Source organism: Psychrobacter cryohalolentis K5 (assembly GCF_000013905.1).
GTDB classification, from domain to species: Bacteria; Pseudomonadota; Gammaproteobacteria; order Pseudomonadales; family Moraxellaceae; genus Psychrobacter; species Psychrobacter cryohalolentis.
Map to the genome: position 1 here is coordinate 183,092 of NC_007969.1, position 17,166 is coordinate 200,257.

Below are 17,166 nucleotides of genomic sequence, written 5' to 3' on the forward strand. Positions count from 1 at the left end.
CATTTATTGAGCATTATCGTTATAAAAATAAAAGTAATGATAACGCTCAACAATGACATAAGGTCATATCATGTCAGCATCCATACAAGCGTCGTTTTCTCAAACCACCACTACGCCCACTCAAGGGCGTTTTATTAGTTTTGAGGGCACTGAAGGCGTTGGTAAAACCACGGCGATTGAGCAACTATGTGCGCGTCTGCAAGCGCATGGCATTGATTATCTGCGCACCCGCGAGCCGGGTGGTAGTCCGTTTGCTGAACGCTTGCGCGAGATATTGTTAGACCCGAATACCGCTATCAATGATGATACAGAGTTGCTACTCATGTTTGCTGCGCGCTGTGATCATATGCAGCAAGTCATTTTGCCAGCGCTGCAACGTGGTACATGGGTAATATGTGACCGCTTTACCGACTCGACGGTTGCTTATCAAGGCTTTGGACGTGCAGATGGCGATGCGATTGTCCGTGCCAAAATTGACATGCTTATCGAGCAGTTTGTGATGCAGTTACCCGAGCTTACACTGTGGCTAGATCTACCAGTATTAGAAGGCATGGCACGTGCTAATAAACGCAGTGCCGCTGACCGCTTTGAACAGCAAGCGACGGAATTTTTTACCAGAGTACATCAAGGTTTTAGCGTCCTTGCTAGCGAGCAGCCTGAACGTATCCAGCGTATTGATGCCTCAGGCAGCGCTAATGAGGTCAGCGCACGAATATGGCAGACGATCGAAGAGAAGTTGGATATTTAATAGACATTTTCATAAAGAAATAAGCTTGCTCCAATAAAAAGCCCCAACTAACTAGTTGGGGCTTTGTTCATTGATAGGCATTTAATAAACACTATTTAAGCGTTGTTTATTTAGGTTTTAGCTATATGACCAGTATCTCAATCATTTTTACCTATATCTTTATTTAATATAACTTCAGCAGTATTACTCTTGGCCGCTTTATCTTGGCCTGAGTCCGGTAAACGGTTAGGGTCTAGAGAGCCGTTTTTATTTTTAGGCGCACTGCCATTACCGTTACCACTGTTTTTATTACTGCTGGCTGTTTTAGGTATTACTGGCGTATTAGGATTCGCAGGCAATACTTCGGGATTGACCTGACTAGTACTGGCAGATTCAGATGTTGCTATTTTTTCGTTAGCTGCTTCATCATTTAATGCTGTTGGCATGGTTGAAGATGGATTAGACGCTAAGCTAGCATCAGCTGACACATCATTAGGTAGATTTTGTTCAGCGTCTTTGTCGTTATCTATCAAAGATGCTTCCTCTACATCACTATCATCGTCCGCCAGCTCTATTTCTTGGCGTTTTTCAGGCGCTTTAGAGTCGGACTCAAAGCTTGCGTCAGCTGCAGCGCGCGCTTGCTCTTGTTGCGGCGTCACATCGACCGGTTTTGGCTGTACGTCATCATCGACGACCAATGAAACAAGCTTGCGATCACGCGGCACCGTACCATCGAATTTGTCAGTAATTACATGTAGCTTGCCTTCTTTATCGACCGTATAAAGCGGCACAAATTGCTTATTATCGGCTTTATATTGCTCAAAGCTATAGCTGTCGGTGATATTGGTGATTTTAATACGGGCTTTCTTGGACAGCATACTGGCAAGCTTGGTATAGGTCACATCTTTGCCAAATAGCCACTGCGAATGGAAGTTTCCTTGCTTGTCATCGCGCTCACTTTTGACTTTTTCATCGCTAAACTTTAAGCGGTACAGTTTGCGCTCACCGAACTCATGACGATAGTGAATCTCGGATAAAGTATTCAGCTCTTTATCCATACTCATGGCAAATAAACGTCCGATACCGATGAGATCCAAATGATGGTCAGCGTGGTCAGAGACAGGATTGCCAAAGTAAGTACGCAAGCCACTCATGCGCGCGCTAGCGATGTTGGTATAGTTATTATGAGCAACGATGACATCAAAGCCCTGATCCTTTAACGAAGTAGCAACCAACAAAGCGACAGGGTTTGAGCCAACGACCAAGATACCGTTGGTTTCAGGCTCACGGACACCCAAAAAGTTCCCTACCATTTTTGCGCCCAAGCCCTGAATCATCACCGTACCAATAATGACCAAAAACACCAAAGGCACTAGTAGCTCAACCCCTTGAATATCATACTCTTGTAAACGAATGGCAAAGAGTGATGAGATGGCAGCAGCAACGATACCGCGCGGACCAATCCAGCTGATCATCAGTTTTTCTTTGGTCTTTAGGTTAGAGCCGATAGACGACACCCAAACCGATAGGGGGCGGGCGACAAACATTACAATCGCTAGTAGCACGAGACCTGCAAAGCCGACACTCAATAAGCTTTCCAGCTCAACACGCGCTGCAAGAATAATAAATAAGACCGACACCAATAAGATGGTGAGCGATTCATTGAACTCTAAAATCGTATCACGTGGGAATTTTGGCCAATTAGCCAGCGCAACCCCAAGTACAGTCACCGTCAATAAACCGGATTCATGTTCCAGATGGTTGGAGATTGAAAACAACACCAGTACAAAAGCAAGGGTAAAAACATTGCGTAAAAATTCAGGAATCATATGGCGACGCATCAAAAATGCTAATGCCCACGCGCCAGCTAGCCCCATTGCTACTGCCAATACCACAATCTTAGCAAACAGCAAAATACTACTGGCTTCACCACCTGAGATAATATATTCATAGACCAATACCACCGCAATCGCGCCGATAGGGTCGATAATGATACCTTCCCATTTTAAGATATTGGAGATGGTTTTATTGGGTCGTACACTGCGCAGTAACGGCATAATGACCGTTGGACCAGTCACGCAGACCAGTGCCCCAAACAACAAGGCAATAATAGGGTCGATATCGAAGAGCAAATACGTCGACAGCGACACGATAGCGATAGTGATTAGCACACCGACGGAAACCAGCATCTGTACTACAGAGCCGTGTTGTTTAATCTCCTCAAACTCCAAGGTCAGCGATCCTTCAAATAAGATAATCGCTACGCCTAGTGAGATAAAGGGAAACATCAGTTCGCCGAGTACTAAGTCAGGATCGAAAACCCCTAATACTGGACCAACTATAATACCAATCAGTAATAAAAACAAAATGGACGGTTGCTTTAAATACCAAGCCAACCATTGGGCGGCAATGCCGATCCCAACCACGCCGGATAACAATAGGGCGGTATCCATAAATTAATCCTTTTATAATAATATAGTCATGCTGTAGAGCGATTCGAGGCTATAGCATTTAGCATAGACGGTTTTTTAGTTCATGATTCATTCACATCACTATTAAAAGTCGCTATCGACGGTTACCGCAAGAGTCACAGCAAGAGTCATGTATACTATATAGTAGCAAACACAGAATAATAGCAAAGATGAATACGCTTCTAGATAAAGTCGCGGAGCTTTAGAATATAAGATCTAATAGCCAGAAGTGCAAAAGAGAGAAGATACGGTAAAATAATAGCCAATTTAAACAATGAAGCATTAATAAGTTTCAGCGCTAACTTTTGTTTGTTTTCAATGTGTTTTACTGGTTATCATAACATGATTTTATTTTATATAACTGAGTGCTCACTGTCACCCAAAGCGTTACAAGACTCTTAAAAAGACAGACAGCATAAGTCATTTTGGTTATGAACTAGCGACTGAATGCTGCAACGATGTTGTTCACTAGCTATGGTTGATCAGTGGTTCTAATAGCTCGATGAAGTCCTTAAGTGACGTCGCAAGTCATAATCGTATTCAGATGATTCTGAGTTTGCAGTGTATGGTTTAGCGTATAGTGTAATTAGCATATTCAAGTTAACTTACCGTATTGAGATAGATGCTCAATAGATGACAAACTAAGCTGCAGTCAGCAAAAATACTCTATAAACTAAGATAAAAGTACTATTTATTAATCATGAATTAAAATGCCAAGCCGTGCTATAAGTTAATAGCATAGCCACTCACAAAAATTATAAAAATCACTTGGATGAGGGATAAGATGCCAATCGACATATCTAAATCGAAAATCACCATAGCTACCATGCAGCGCTTGCTTCAACGCAGCACCTTGGCAATCGCTGTCGCTACTACCATGGTTGTTGGTATTAATCTCAACACTATGCCAAGTGCGCAAGCTGCTGTCACCACAGCGGATTTTTCAGGATTGGTACAGCAAGTCACGCCAGCGGTGGCACGCGTCAATGTGACCAAAACTGTGAGTGAGGCTGAGCTTGCAAAAGCCCAAACGGCTGAGCTGTTACGGAAATTCTTTGGTGATCGCCTACGTATCCCTGATCAAGCTGCGACGCCAGCGATTGAGCATGCATATGGCACGGGATTTTTTGTGACCGATGATGGTTATATGCTAACCAATCACCATGTAGTGGCGGGCGCAGACAAAATTACAGTGACTCTCAATGACAGAACTGAACTGGATGCGACCTTAGTTGGCAGCGATGAGCGCTCGGATGTGGCAGTATTAAAGGTCACAGGCAAAAAATTCCCAGCGCTACCGATTGGCGATTCTAATAGCCTAAAAGTCGGTGAACCAGTACTGGCCATTGGCTCGCCATTTGGTTTCGATTATTCAGCATCAGCAGGTATTGTCAGCGCCAAATCACGTAACTTTTCGCGTGAAACCAGTGTGCCATTTATTCAAACCGATGTGGCATTGAATCCTGGTAACTCAGGCGGACCTTTATTTAACCAGCGCGGTGAAGTGATTGGCATTAACTCACGTATTTTTAGTGGCACCGGTGGTTATATGGGATTGTCGTTCTCCATCCCGATTGATGCGGCAATGGATGTTTATGAGCAGCTCAAAACCAATGGGAAGGTTGAGCGTGCTTATTTAGGTATTTATCCGCAAGATATCGATCGCAATCTCGCCGAAGCCTATAACCTAGCGCGTCCGCAAGGGGCGTTACTGACACGCGTGTCGCCTGATTCACCTGCCCAAAAAGCAGGACTAAAATCAGGGGATATTATTTTACGCTACAATGATGTCCAAATTATGGAAGCCTCTGATTTATTGAACCTGATCAATCGCGCGCGTCCCAATGATGGCTTTCGTATGCAAATCCAGCGTAATGGTAAGCAATCGCTTGTCACTGGCAAGCTGAGTGATGCCTCAAATGACATGCAATCACAAAGCCGTGGTCAGCAAAATAACGAGATAAGTCTGGGCTTAGCCTTACGTAATTTGACCCCAGAGGAACAAGCAGAGCTGGCGTCTGATAATAAAACTGGTGTCTTGGTCACAGCGATTGAACCAACTGGATTGGCAGCACGCTCAGGTATATTAGCAGGCGATATCATTACCAACCTACATCAAAAACCGATTAAAACCGTTAATGATGTTTCGAGTGCGGTGTCGGTATTGCCTAAAAAGGGAGTGGTGACGATCGAAGTTATGCGTCAAGGTATCCCTGGTATTATTGGATTACGGATAGAGTAGTTAAAGATATTGCTATTACTTGTGGCACAAAAGGACATAAGCGTTTGTTTGCTTGTATCGGCTAGCCAACGATGTGTTGACGATTGGTTAAAAGGCTTAAAAAGGTTTTATCGACCGTTGGCAATTACGCTAAACTGACGGTTTGGTTTAAAAGCTAGAGGTTATCCATTTTACTGTATATTAATGGCAAATGAGATTGAAGCAGCTGGGCAATTATTTTCAGAATGGCTTGCTTTGGCATTAATTGATTGATAGCGGTCAATCCAAAATATGCTACACTAGCAGGCGTTTTTATAGCGAGATAATCATCCTATTAATGTCAGATAAAATGGCGTCAAGGACGGTATAAGACATACGAACATTCAGTATTAACCTCGAGCAAGATCTTACCAATGATGTTTATGAGCATGCATATTATTTATAGTATCCATGCAGCTATTTGACAATGAATACTTCAAAATATGCATTGGTACTTGCAAACGACCTATCATGTGATAGCTTTAATCAAAGCTAGGATACGAGAGTAAGGCACAGTTATGAGCACAGCATACGACGATATTAAAACCCGACTACAAGGCTCAATGGTAGCTTTGATAACGCCCATGCTTCGTGACGGCACGGTCGATTATAAACGTCTGGCAGACCTCATAGATTGGCAGATTGAACAAGGCACACATTGCCTTGTCGCTGTTGGTACGACTGGCGAATCTGCAACCTTGTCAATGCAAGAGCATAGCGATGTCATTCGCTATTTTGTACAGCATGTTAAAGGTCGTGTGCCGGTGATTGCAGGTACTGGTGCGAACAATACGGTGGAAGCCATTAAGCTGACCCAAGATGCCGCAGATGCCGGTGCAGATTGTGCATTATTGGTCGCCCCTTATTATAATAAGCCGCCACAAGAAGGCTTATATCAACATTACAAAGCCATTGCTGAAGCTGTTAATATCCCGCAAATGCTGTATAACGTCCCTGGACGCACCGTCGTTGATATCGCGCAAGAAACAGTCGAGCGTTTAGCGGATATCGATAATATCGTTGCTATCAAAGACGCGACAGGTTCTGTTGCTCGTGGTGAGCAATTAATAAAAGCAGTGGGCGATCGTCTTGTTGTCTTGTCTGGTGATGATGGTAGTGCCCTTGAGCTGATGAAATTTGGTGGTAAAGGGAATATCTCTGTGACTGCCAACGTCGCACCAAAGGCCATGAGTGAAACCTTTACAGCAGCCTTGCGCGGTGATTTCGATACCGCAAGTCAAGTACATGATATCGTTAAACATTTACATCGTGACTTGTTTATCGAATCAAGCCCTATTCCAGCCAAGTACGCTTTGCACAAAATGGGTATGATAGATCAAGGTATTCGCCTGCCGCTGGTATGGCTAGCCGAGCAACATCACGCGACGATTGATAGTGCTTTGGTTCGTGCAAACTTATTATAAAATGATGCGTGTAAATGCTAACTCAGAGAGATAATATGATGAAAGTATCATCAATGACTGCAAAAATGTTCCCTGCTGTAATGACGGTCGTGTTGGGTAGTACGTTAGTATTAAGCGGCTGCCAAGCGACAAAAGAATTTATTGGTAAGCGTGACAATGGTAGCCTAGAGTATCAGCAAAGTAAAAAGTTGGCGCCGTTACAGCTGCCAGCTGCTCAAGAGACTGCACCTTTTGTACCGCTTTACCCAACCCCTAATGCAGGCGCCAATACGCTCACATTACAGAACGAGTCTGGTAAACAGTACCAGCTACCAAAACCGCAACGCGCTGTTGCGAGTCGTACTGAATAAAGTCTTTTTTAACCTTATCTATGCCGCTGATGCTTTTATCAATACTAATGTATCTCATTGGTTTTATAAGTTATCAGCGGTCGCTGCGCGTTTTTACCACATAAGCTTGAACGAACAGGAAACCTCCTAATGCAAAAGCAAGAACTGCTCTATAAAGGCAAAGCCAAATCTGTTTATGAAACAGAAGACAACGACCTGCTGATTTTACATTTCCGTGATGACACCTCAGCGCTTGATGGTAAGCGTATTGAACAACTTGCACGCAAAGGCGTGGTTAATAATCGCTTTAACGCGTTTATTATGCAAAAGCTTGCTGACGCTGGTATCGAGACGCATTTTGAAAAGCAATTGTCTGATGATGAAGTGTTGGTCAAGCGTTTGGATATGATTCCGGTTGAATGCGTTGTGCGTAACTTTGCTGCGGGCAGTTTGGTACGTCGTTTAGGGTTGGAAGAAGGTCAGGCTTTGACGCCACCGACTTACGAGCTATTCTATAAAGATGATGCGCTTGGCGATCCGATGGTTAATGAGTCAATCTCAATTTCTCTTGGCTGGGCAAATGACGCACAGCTTGTTAAAATGAAAGAGCTGAGTCATCAAGTAAATGAAGTTTTGACAGCGCTGTTTGATGCTGGTGATTTGATACTAGTAGATTTCAAACTAGAGTTTGGTGTATTTCATGACCGTATCGTCTTAGGTGATGAGTTCTCACCAGATGGCTGCCGCATTTGGGATAAAGCCACCAAGAAGAAGCTCGATAAAGACCGCTTCCGTCAGTCATTAGGTGATGTCATCGAAGCTTATGAAGAAGTGGCAAGCCGTATCGGTGTACCACTGAGCTAAATGTAGAAAAATTAAAACCGTCAAGACATAAAAAAACTGAGCCATGGCTCAGTTTTTTTTGCACTTAAATTTATTAGCTGTCTTTGCGAGCGTCTTTGATTTTCTTAGCAGCAAACTCCATGGCATCTGCCGCTTTATCTGCTAATGTACCGACCACTTCTTTTGCCTTTGTAGTAGCGGTATCAGCTAAAGAAGAGTCTTTATCGCCCTTACTTTTAGCATTTTTATCTGAAGACTTACTATCTTTACTATCGTCTTTATCTGATGCTTTGTTGTCTTTGTTGTCTTTGTTGTCTTTGTTGTCTTTGTTGTCTGAGCTATTATTTGAATTCTTACTATCAGAACCTTTATCAGTATTCTGATCTTTAGTGTCATTGGCAGTGTTGTTGTATTTTACATCATTTTTTTTGTCTTCTGCTTTATCACTACCATTTTGCTGCTTATTGCCTTGACTATTAGAGTTACTCATTGTTATATCCTTTTAATTTAATTATGTTTTTTAGTGTGGTATATCTGGGATCAAGATTACTATTATATTGAGTTAACTGTCTGTATAACATCAGTTGCAATAAGTAATGGTGGTCGCTATCAGACAGCCTTTGATGGCTTTTTATGTTAAATTTATGCTGCTGTGATAATAGAGTGTAAATACAAACCCTTATAAAAAGGTTATGACTGATGTTAGCGTCTCAAGTTGTATCGAGTGTTGTGAAGCCATCTTGGTTTGCCCGTCCCACTTGCGTGGTGGCTGCCGACTTAATTGGCAAGGTGTTGTGTCGAGAGCTGACAGACAGCGATGGTCAACAAAAAATCTTGCGTATGCGTATCTCAGAGACAGAAGCCTATATTGGCGAGGGGGATGCTGCGTGTCATGCGCATGCAGGCACACGTACGCCGCGTACAGAGATTATGTACCATATAGGCGGTGTTTTTTATGTATACCTGACTTATGGTATTCATCATATGCTCAATTTGGTCAGTGGACCAACAGAGTCGCCAGAAGCTGTTTTAATACGTGCTGGATTTTTAATAGAGGGTAGCGCTCGCTTAATGAATGAGCAATTATTAGACGTTAATAGACAACTTAATCATATCAAACAGCTGGCAGGTCCTGGCAAGCTGACCAAGGGCTTACAGATAGATAGAACGTTATACGGTAAGCCAATCACGCCTGCGTCAAAAGTTTGGGTGGAGGATGATGGTTGTCAGCCACTAGTATCATTACGCCCCCGTATTGGCATTGATTATGCTGGCGACGCAAAAGAGTGGTTGCTGCGTTATATATGGACTGATCACCCTTCTTTGTCAAAAAAGTAGAAAATTTTTTATAGTTTTAACTTAATTTTCAAGTATTTGATGAGGCAATTAATTTAATAAGGTTGCTATTTAATGGGGCTAGAACATGTATAAACTCACCTTTTTTGTACCAGACTCAGTATTAGAGCAGGTAAAGTCAGCGCTATTTGCAGCAGGTGCTGGCAAAATTGGCGATTATGAGCAATGTTGTTGGCAAGTGCAGGGGATAGGGCAATTCATGCCACTCGTAGGTAGCACGCCACATATTGGTACACAGGACAGTTTAGAGAAAGTCAATGAATGGCGGGTAGAGATGGTGGTTGCGAAGGTTAATATTGGTGATGTCATTATCGCATTAAAGCAGGCGCATCCTTATGAAACACCTGCTTATGATGTGATTGAAGTCTTAGATTTTTGATCGCAGTTTTCAATGCTTCTTAAAACAGACTATTAGTCTTCTTTTATTTTTAAGACATTATAGCCGGGATAGCCAAGCTCGATTTTATAATCTTCACCACCGCGGTATGCTTTTACTTTTATTTTGTTGTCGCCTTTTTTGTATTTAACGTCTTCAACACGGTAACCCATGCTACGGACTTTATTTGCTGCTCTTTGCTCGATAGCAGGACGGTAAATATCTTTATCAACGTTATTGATGGTTTCTTTATGTTTCTTATAGACGCTACTGTCTTTATAAATATCTTCATAAAGGTCGCCATAAGGGTTATATCCAGGTGTCGTAACACAACCTGTGGTTATCGTTAATAGCACTGCTGCCATACTGCCCGCTGCTGTGGTTTTTAGTAAAGAGTTAATGTTCATAAGATGATCTCAGTAATGATATGAAAATTGCGTATGAAACGACGATAAATAGATAGTATACGATAAACAAAAAAAAGCGATAAAAAATGGTCAAATAAACCAAGGGCTGGCTTATTTGACCGCGGACATCAAATACTAAATGATGCCAAAATTTGATAAATAATAGAACGAATAAATGTTATTTGGATGCTATGGCTTTAACATTAATCTTTTTTAATCTTGATTACATTCAAGTTTGGATAGCCAAGTGTAATCTCATACTCTTGTGAGCCGCGTTTGGCTTCAATCTCAAACACGCCACGATTGTTCTTTTGTTCAAACTCGATATCTTTGACTCGATAACCCATACCCTCAACTTTATTGATAGCACGGCGTTTAATCGCTGGATAACGTGATTCGTTTTTGATGCTATCTTCATTTTTATAATGTTTATCTTTATATTTGCCATTATCTTTATAGTCGTTTTTATCATCCCAGACATTAGACCAAGGTTTTTTGGTCGAGCTGATCAGCCTAAGATCTGGTGAGCTGTATTTTAGTTCATACGCTTGATTATTTTTCTTAGCAAGAACCGTCAGCACACGGTTACCGCGGTAGCTCTCTGTTCTGACGTCCATCACGTTATAACCTTTACGGCGTAAATCCTGACGCAGCTGCTGAATGGCACGGTTGTTTTCAGCGTGGTTATAACCGCTGTTGTCATTGTATATCGGATAATTGTCATAACCTGAACCGGCGACAGCGCAGCCAGCAGTAACGCCGACGAGTGAAAATGCAAGTGAGGCAGAAAGGACAGTTTTAAACGAGAAAGGTTTTAACGTTTTCATGATGGAATCTCCTAAGATATAAGTTGACTTAAAAAGTGCTTATATACAGTTGCAAAATTTTGTCAATATATAATGCAGAATAACGCTAACAATCATGAATAATACGCAAAATATGCTTATAAACTATGGATGTTTGTTCTTAATTATCGTTATTCTTGAAATATTTTCTTACATACACATAGTAAGACTTAAAGCTCATTAATACGTGTCGTTGGTGTTAAGAAGTTGTAAATTTTGCAAATAATTGCGTAAGCATTCGATACTTTGAGTGACTAAGGTGTTGCTTAGAACAGCAAGTATCGCTAACACTTAGGTAGTTTGTATTAATTTTTTCTAACTCAAACATAGTTATTTATGTTAAAAGCTATTAATATCATATGGTTAAGTTTGTTGATATTCTGAATTTGAGCTCACGTAAGCATATGCTTACACGCAATGACGTTTACGCGACTTAACAGTAGCTCAATAATTTGACACTATACACACACGGCATAAGGGAATGTGACTCAAGGATTGAGTTGACCGTATTAAGGATAATATTTCAACGGCTAGCATCAGGATGATAATAGCAATTGGATTAAGGACACATAACCCGTGTTGCAGGCAGATAATGCCACTAGTAGTAAAAAGGGCAGGATGCCCAACTGTCACAATATGCTCAATATCTTGCAAGGATGCAGCGATTAGAGCCGTGATGGGTAACAAGGATAGTTAACAATAAAACCGCATAACAATTAATTGCTATGCGGTTTTATCGTGTCTGAGGTTTGAGCTTTGTCCCTGATAAGTATCTGCTGATACGCTGAGCATAAAAAAACCGCATTAGTTTCTAATGCGGTTTTCGTTTAAATAATCTGCCTACAAAAATTTTATCTTAACTCTTGTTACAAGCAGCACTATTTACTAGTATTTATTTTCAGTACGCCATGCATCTACTTCACGCTCAGCATCGTCTTTACTATGACCATAACGCTCTTGTACTTTACCAACGAGCTTATCACGGCTACCTTCAACATGTAATAAATCGTCATCAGTAAGGTCAGCCCATTTCTGCTTTGCTGAGCCTTTTACTTGGTTCCACTCGCCTTTTAGAGTATGTTCATTCATTGCTATTTTCCTTGTTTTAGTTATTGCGTCTTTTGCAGTAGCTGTTATTTAAAAGTTAAATCAACAGGTTGCATCACGCTGTAGTATTCAAATTATTATTTATGATTCTTATTGCTAGTACAGTATTGCTGTTAAATAGCTTATTTCTTATATAGCGTATTTTAAATCACTTAACTATATTACAAATAGCCAATGGCTAACTTGTGCTACTAATATATGAATTTCAAAATGCTTTGTCTGTATGGACAATGTTGATACTGTTGCTCAATTATAAAAAAAATCGTGACTGTGTTATGAGCAGTCTAGTTATGTAATCATTAGGATGTTTTGTCAGTGAGGTACGTAACTAAGGTGCATAACTACAGTGCACACATTTGACTATGAGTTACAGCATCAGCGAGATATAGTAGAGAATAGACTGTCAGGAATCAAAGTCTTAAAAGGAATTCAGTATCTATTTATTGAGAACGACAATATAAAACAGGGAGCGTGACCGTGGCGACTGAACAAACCAAATCCAAAGAGCAGACGCATTTTAGAACCTGTACTCTGTGTGAGGCAATGTGTGGTATCGAGATAAAGCACGATGGCAAAAAGGTTTTATCGATTAAAGGGGATAAGAGCGATCCATTTTCTAAAGGGTATATTTGCCCAAAAGCGACTGCCTTGCAAGATTTGCATGAGGATACTGACCGCCTGCGTTATCCTGTTGAAAGAACGGCTAAAGGTTGGAAAGAAATTAGCTGGACTGAAGCGTTAGATAAAGTCGCAGCTGGTATTGGCGCAGTGCAAAAACAATATGGCAAAAATGCTTTTGGTGTTTATTTGGGCAATCCCAACGTACACAATCTGGGCGGTATGCTGACAATCAAGTATCTGCTAAACAGCCTCAAAACGCGCAGTCGCTTCTCTGCCACTTCAGTCGATCAATTACCGCACCATATCGTTAGCATGCATTTATTTGGGCATATGCTGCGTATTCCAGTACCTGATGTCAACCGTACTAATTATATGCTCATCATCGGTGGCAATCCGCTAGCGTCTAACGGCAGTATTATGACGGCACCAAATATGCGCCAAAAACTAAAAGACATTAAAGCACGTGGTGGCAAAGTCGTCGTCATCGATCCAAGACGTACCGAAACCGCTGATATCGCAAGCGAGCATCACTTTATTCGTCCAGCGACTGACGTGTTGCTATTATTAGCGATGCTCAATGAGATTTATTTGCAAGGCTATGCTGATAAAGCAAGTATCAATAATAGAGCAGCAGCACTCGCGCCAGAAATAGAGCGACTGGCAGATTTTGCCAAAGACTATAGTGCAGAGTCAGTTGCCGCTATTACGGGCATAGCTGCGGTTGACATCAAGCGACTGGTCACAGAATTTTGTGAAGCAAAAAGCTCGGTTTGCTATGGTCGGATGGGTATATCAGTGCAGGAATTCGGTTTATTAAGCCAGTATTTGTCTATGGTTATTAATATCGTGACGGGGCGCTTGGACGAAGTGGGTGGTTTGATGTTCCCGAATGCTGCAGTCGATGTGGTGAATAATTCTGGTCCGGGGTATTTGGGTAAGCGTCATAGTCGAGTCAGCAAGCTACCTGACTTTAATGGTGAATATCCCGTGGTTGCCATGAGTGATGAGATGTTGATCGAAGGTGAAGGGCAATTAAAAGGCTTTATGACGGTAGCGGGTAATCCTGTCTTGAGTACACCCAATGGCGAAAAATTAGATCAAGCCTTTGAACAGTTAGATTTTATGGTCGCCATTGATTATTTTGTTAATGAAACCAGTCGCCATGCTAATATTATTTTGCCACCAGTCTCACCGCTAGAGCGCGACCATTACGACGTTACCTTTAATAATTTTGCCGTACATAACGTCGCTAAATATTCAAAAGCGTTGTTTCGTAAAGATAAGGACGCCAAGCATGATTGGCAAATCTATCTAGAGCTGGCAAAGCGCTTGGATAAAAAAGCGTCTTTAGCAACCAAAGTCGAACGGTTGTTAATAAAGAGATTAGGACCGAAATTCATACTCGATCAAGGATTGCGGCGTGGACCTTATGCTGGCATGACACTGAACAAGCTCAAGAAAAATGCTCATGGACTTGATTTAGGACCGCTTAAAACCATGTTGCCGCAAGCTTTACGACACAAAGATAAGCAGATTCATCTGAATGTCGATTTTTACCAAGCAGATCTTGCCCGCGTGCAAGCGATGATGCAAAATTATGATGACAGCGAGATTTTATTGATAGGTCGTCGTCATGTCCGCAGTAATAATTCGTGGCTGCATAACAGCTATCGCTTGGTCAAAGGTAAGCCGCGCTGTACGCTCATGCTGCATCCAGATACTGCTGCGCAATATGGTATTGAGGATGGTCAAGACGTGAAAGTCACCTCGCGCGTCGGTAGCGTGATTGTTGCAGCAGAAATCACTGATGAGTTGATGGCGGGGGTAGTGAGTATTCCGCATGGCTTTGGTCACGGCCGTAAAGGCGTTAAGCAAAAAATCGCCCAAGCGCATGCAGGTGTCAGTGTGAATGATCTGACAGATGATACGTTGATTGATGAGTTAAGCGGTAATGCCGCTGTAAATGGCGTCCCTGTGCAATTGGAAGCTATACATGCAGGAACTATATTCTCAGAAGCTGCTGAGTCAAACAGTTCGAACTCTTCGTCACATTCAAAAGCCGAGTCGGGTAGCGCTGCATAAATACAATCAATCCTATAGTTAAGATTGGACTCGAAAGCGCTTATTTATAATGATAAGCGCTTTTTATTTACCTTATTAATTTGTCTTAGACTAAATCTAGATACCAATAAAATCAAAATCAACCTCAGATATCTCGCCTTGTATTAGTAAGCTAATCGCTTTAGCCGAACCACATGCATGCGTCCAGCCAAGCGTGCCATGACCAGTATTGAGCCATAAATTATCAAAAGTGGCATCAATATTTCGACTACCATGTCGGATTTTACCCATATGCGCGCGTCCTATTAAGGGGACATTTGAGGGCGTCATTGGTCGTAACCCTGTCCAATATTGTACAGAGTTGGCAATGATTCCTTTTGGAAATAATTGCTGCACGCGGCTAGTAATGGCTTCACAGCGTACGGTATTCAAATCTAAGTTGTAGCCGTTAAACTCTGCTGTCCCCGCCACTCGCAATTTATCACCGAGACGCGATGTGACCAGCTTAAACTCATCATCAATGAGACTGACAAAGGGTGCTAAATGGGGTGCTCGTGGGTTGATTTGATAAGTGGCCGAGTAGCCTTTGGCAGGGAAAATAGGCAGATGCATACTAAGCGGTTTCATTAAAGCGACGCTATGGCTACCAAGCGCCAGTACATGGCTATCTGCACTAAAGGTTTGTGCATTTTCGCCATTAGGTCGAATGGTAATGCTATGTACGTGCGGACGCGCAGAGTCAGCATCCATATTAATCGTTAAGATCTCAGTATCGTATAAAAACTTAACGCCAGCCTTTATACAGTGCTTAGCTAAACGCTGAGTAAATAGATGGGCATTGCCTGATTCGTCACGGCTAGTATATGTCGCGCCTTTGAGCTTATGCGCAATGGGGTAGAGTGCTGGCTCGAGACTAACGGCATTATTGATGTCAATCACATAACGCTCGCAGCCGAGCGCCTGCATACGCTCTGTAGGCGCTATTGCAGCATCAAACTCCGCTTGATTGGTATAAAAATGCATAATACCGCGCGTTTGCTGCTCGTAATTAATCCCAATATCCGTGCGTAATTGTTGTAAAGCATCGCGTGAGTACAATCCCAAACGTACCATTTGTACTAAATTTGCATCAGCACGATCTGCGCGGCACTCTTGCAAAAACTGCATCGCCCATTTAATTTGCGTCTTATCCGCACGCAATCGATAAAGCAACGGTGCATCCTCGCGAAACAACCATTTGAATGCTTTTATCGGTGCAGTAGGATTTGCCCAAGGGGTCGCATGCGAGACTGATATCTGTCCGCCATTGGCAAATGAGGTTTGCATACCTGCCGCTGACTCACGCTCAATCACGGTCACATCATAGCCTGCTTGGCGGAGATACCATGCGGTGGTCACGCCCACCACGCCTGCTCCGAGTACCGCAATATGGGTCATAGATTACTCTGCTGCGATTGATGAAATTAGATGAGAGCGTTGTTATCTGGTATTACTTAGGGCGAGCAACATCCGCTTGTAGCGCCAATGGTAAGTCCAATATGGTCAGACTACTTTCAGCCAACTGTTCTGGACGAGCCACGACCAATGCCTCAAAGCCTTCACTAGTAGTAATCGCATTGACGACTTGTACTTTATCCAGTTTTTCACCAGCGACAGGAGTCGTACCTGAGCCTTTTACACTTGTTCCTTTTACATAGTGCAAAAACGCTTTCGGCGCTGATTTAAAGTAAATACGGGCGATGACTTCTTGACCCAAATAACAGCCTTTATCGTAATCCATGCCGCCGCGCTGATGCAGACGCAACTCTTGTGGTTGGAATTCGCCTTGCGTTGCCGCTACTATCCAATAGTTACCAGTTGCGATACTAGACTGCATCCAAGCTTGAATATTCTTAGATGTATTGTGGTCGTCCTGATGGCTAAAAGTCGGCACTTCATCAATAACACAAGGATAAATAGGTGTCGGGGCACTAGTATCACACTTTGAAAAGGCACCGAATTTTTTTAAATGTCCTTGGAAAGCCTCAGCGCAATCTGCACTGATGACCATGTCAAAATGCTTTTCCGCTTGTTTTTTAATCCAAATACCGAATTCTATACGACCTTTTAAATTCCCAATGGCTGCGGCTTGATAGCTAAGACCGAGCTTAGTGACATCACAAGTTAATTGTCCTTGCAAAAATTTTTCGGCATCCTCGCCTTGGATAGATAATTGGGAAAACTGTGGCAATGCCGCCGTATTGATAGATTGAGTCATTGTTATTATCCTTCTGAAAAGAGGTTTTTTATAAAGCACTAAATGTTAAGAATAAGTATCAAAAAATGATAGCCCAGATTTT

Annotated in this window: 15 protein-coding genes; 8 read left to right on the forward strand and 7 right to left on the reverse strand. The window is 42.2% G+C overall.

The window, feature by feature from the left end; translation table 11 throughout:
• The first annotated feature begins 70 nt into the window (after positions 1-70).
• A complete protein-coding gene (tmk, locus tag PCRYO_RS00790; protein WP_011512529.1) occupies positions 71-748 on the forward strand; it encodes a dTMP kinase in 678 nt (225 codons plus the stop codon).
• 137 nt (positions 749-885) lie between these two features.
• On the opposite strand, the gene PCRYO_RS00795 is transcribed toward tmk, so the two are convergent.
• On the reverse strand, positions 886-3,180 hold the full coding sequence (locus tag PCRYO_RS00795; RefSeq protein WP_011512530.1) for a cation:proton antiporter: 2,295 nt from the start codon (positions 3,178-3,180) through the stop codon (positions 886-888).
• A gap of 802 nt (positions 3,181-3,982) precedes the next feature.
• Here PCRYO_RS00795 and PCRYO_RS00800 point away from each other — a divergent pair.
• From PCRYO_RS00800 to purC, 4 genes are all read left to right on the forward strand, one after another.
• Entirely contained in the window at positions 3,983-5,440 is a 1,458-nt protein-coding gene (locus tag PCRYO_RS00800) for a Do family serine endopeptidase (RefSeq protein ID WP_011512531.1), read from the forward strand.
• Positions 5,441-5,976: 536 nt separating this feature from the next.
• Positions 5,977-6,882: a 4-hydroxy-tetrahydrodipicolinate synthase gene (gene dapA, locus PCRYO_RS00805; RefSeq protein WP_011512532.1), complete on the forward strand. Its 906-nt coding sequence runs from the start codon at positions 5,977-5,979 to the stop codon at positions 6,880-6,882.
• Between the two features lie 14 nt (positions 6,883-6,896).
• The gene (locus PCRYO_RS00810; protein ID WP_011512533.1) at positions 6,897-7,232 is read left to right on the forward strand and encodes a hypothetical protein; all 336 of its coding nucleotides are present in this window, start codon (positions 6,897-6,899) and stop codon (positions 7,230-7,232) included.
• 129 nt (positions 7,233-7,361) lie between these two features.
• Entirely contained in the window at positions 7,362-8,075 is a 714-nt protein-coding gene (gene purC, locus PCRYO_RS00815; protein ID WP_011512534.1) for a phosphoribosylaminoimidazolesuccinocarboxamide synthase, read from the forward strand.
• A 73-nt stretch (positions 8,076-8,148) separates the two neighbouring features.
• On the opposite strand, the gene PCRYO_RS00820 is transcribed toward purC, so the two are convergent.
• Complete coding sequence (locus PCRYO_RS00820) at positions 8,149-8,544, reverse strand: hypothetical protein (protein ID WP_011512535.1); 396 nt, start codon at positions 8,542-8,544, stop codon at positions 8,149-8,151.
• Positions 8,545-8,753: 209 nt separating this feature from the next.
• Here PCRYO_RS00820 and PCRYO_RS00825 point away from each other — a divergent pair, with 209 nt between their 5' ends.
• Complete coding sequence (locus tag PCRYO_RS00825; RefSeq protein ID WP_011512536.1) at positions 8,754-9,392, forward strand: DNA-3-methyladenine glycosylase; 639 nt, start codon at positions 8,754-8,756, stop codon at positions 9,390-9,392.
• Positions 9,393-9,477: 85 nt separating this feature from the next.
• On the forward strand, positions 9,478-9,789 hold the full coding sequence (locus PCRYO_RS00830) for an NIF3 1 (RefSeq protein ID WP_011512537.1): 312 nt from the start codon (positions 9,478-9,480) through the stop codon (positions 9,787-9,789).
• Positions 9,790-9,821: 32 nt separating this feature from the next.
• Here the strand turns inward: PCRYO_RS00830 and PCRYO_RS00835 are convergent, their stop codons facing one another.
• The 3 genes from PCRYO_RS00835 to PCRYO_RS00845 all read right to left on the reverse strand — a co-directional run bounded on the left by PCRYO_RS00835 (position 9,822) and on the right by PCRYO_RS00845 (position 12,127).
• Positions 9,822-10,193: a hypothetical protein gene (locus tag PCRYO_RS00835; protein WP_011512538.1), complete on the reverse strand. Its 372-nt coding sequence runs from the start codon at positions 10,191-10,193 to the stop codon at positions 9,822-9,824.
• A 203-nt stretch (positions 10,194-10,396) separates the two neighbouring features.
• Positions 10,397-11,020, reverse strand: coding sequence for a hypothetical protein (locus tag PCRYO_RS00840; protein WP_011512539.1), 624 nt, complete (start codon positions 11,018-11,020; stop codon positions 10,397-10,399).
• A 903-nt stretch (positions 11,021-11,923) separates the two neighbouring features.
• Positions 11,924-12,127: a CsbD family protein gene (locus PCRYO_RS00845; RefSeq protein WP_011512540.1), complete on the reverse strand. Its 204-nt coding sequence runs from the start codon at positions 12,125-12,127 to the stop codon at positions 11,924-11,926.
• 495 nt (positions 12,128-12,622) lie between these two features.
• Between PCRYO_RS00845 and PCRYO_RS00850 the strand changes: the two genes are divergently transcribed.
• Positions 12,623-14,848, forward strand: a complete 2,226-nt coding sequence (locus PCRYO_RS00850; RefSeq protein ID WP_011512541.1) for a molybdopterin oxidoreductase family protein — start codon at positions 12,623-12,625, stop codon at positions 14,846-14,848.
• 96 nt (positions 14,849-14,944) lie between these two features.
• On the opposite strand, the gene PCRYO_RS00855 is transcribed toward PCRYO_RS00850, so the two are convergent.
• Entirely contained in the window at positions 14,945-16,264 is a 1,320-nt protein-coding gene (locus PCRYO_RS00855) for a D-amino acid dehydrogenase (protein WP_011512542.1), read from the reverse strand.
• Positions 16,265-16,316: 52 nt separating this feature from the next.
• The gene (locus PCRYO_RS00860) at positions 16,317-17,084 is read right to left on the reverse strand and encodes a YgfZ/GcvT domain-containing protein (protein WP_011512543.1); all 768 of its coding nucleotides are present in this window, start codon (positions 17,082-17,084) and stop codon (positions 16,317-16,319) included.
• Positions 17,085-17,166: the final 82 nt, after the last annotated feature.

Excerpts from the sequence above, each read along its gene's own strand:
- PCRYO_RS00810 (WP_011512533.1), top strand. The coding sequence starts at position 6,897 with ATGCTAACTCAGAGAGATAATATGATGAAAGTATCATCAATGACTGCA.
- PCRYO_RS00800 (WP_011512531.1), top strand. The coding sequence starts at position 3,983 with ATGCCAATCGACATATCTAAATCGAAAATCACCATAGCTACCATGCAG.
- PCRYO_RS00845 (WP_011512540.1), bottom strand. The coding sequence starts at position 12,127 with ATGAATGAACATACTCTAAAAGGCGAGTGGAACCAAGTAAAAGGCTCA.
- PCRYO_RS00825 (WP_011512536.1), top strand. The coding sequence starts at position 8,754 with ATGTTAGCGTCTCAAGTTGTATCGAGTGTTGTGAAGCCATCTTGGTTT.
- PCRYO_RS00855 (WP_011512542.1), bottom strand. The coding sequence starts at position 16,264 with ATGACCCATATTGCGGTACTCGGAGCAGGCGTGGTGGGCGTGACCACC.
- tmk (WP_011512529.1), top strand. The coding sequence starts at position 71 with ATGTCAGCATCCATACAAGCGTCGTTTTCTCAAACCACCACTACGCCC.
- PCRYO_RS00830 (WP_011512537.1), top strand. The coding sequence starts at position 9,478 with ATGTATAAACTCACCTTTTTTGTACCAGACTCAGTATTAGAGCAGGTA.
- PCRYO_RS00835 (WP_011512538.1), bottom strand. The coding sequence starts at position 10,193 with ATGAACATTAACTCTTTACTAAAAACCACAGCAGCGGGCAGTATGGCA.
- PCRYO_RS00795 (WP_011512530.1), bottom strand. The coding sequence starts at position 3,180 with ATGGATACCGCCCTATTGTTATCCGGCGTGGTTGGGATCGGCATTGCC.
- dapA (WP_011512532.1), top strand. The coding sequence starts at position 5,977 with ATGAGCACAGCATACGACGATATTAAAACCCGACTACAAGGCTCAATG.
- PCRYO_RS00860 (WP_011512543.1), bottom strand. The coding sequence starts at position 17,084 with ATGACTCAATCTATCAATACGGCGGCATTGCCACAGTTTTCCCAATTA.
- purC (WP_011512534.1), top strand. The coding sequence starts at position 7,362 with ATGCAAAAGCAAGAACTGCTCTATAAAGGCAAAGCCAAATCTGTTTAT.
- PCRYO_RS00840 (WP_011512539.1), bottom strand. The coding sequence starts at position 11,020 with ATGAAAACGTTAAAACCTTTCTCGTTTAAAACTGTCCTTTCTGCCTCA.
- PCRYO_RS00820 (WP_011512535.1), bottom strand. The coding sequence starts at position 8,544 with ATGAGTAACTCTAATAGTCAAGGCAATAAGCAGCAAAATGGTAGTGAT.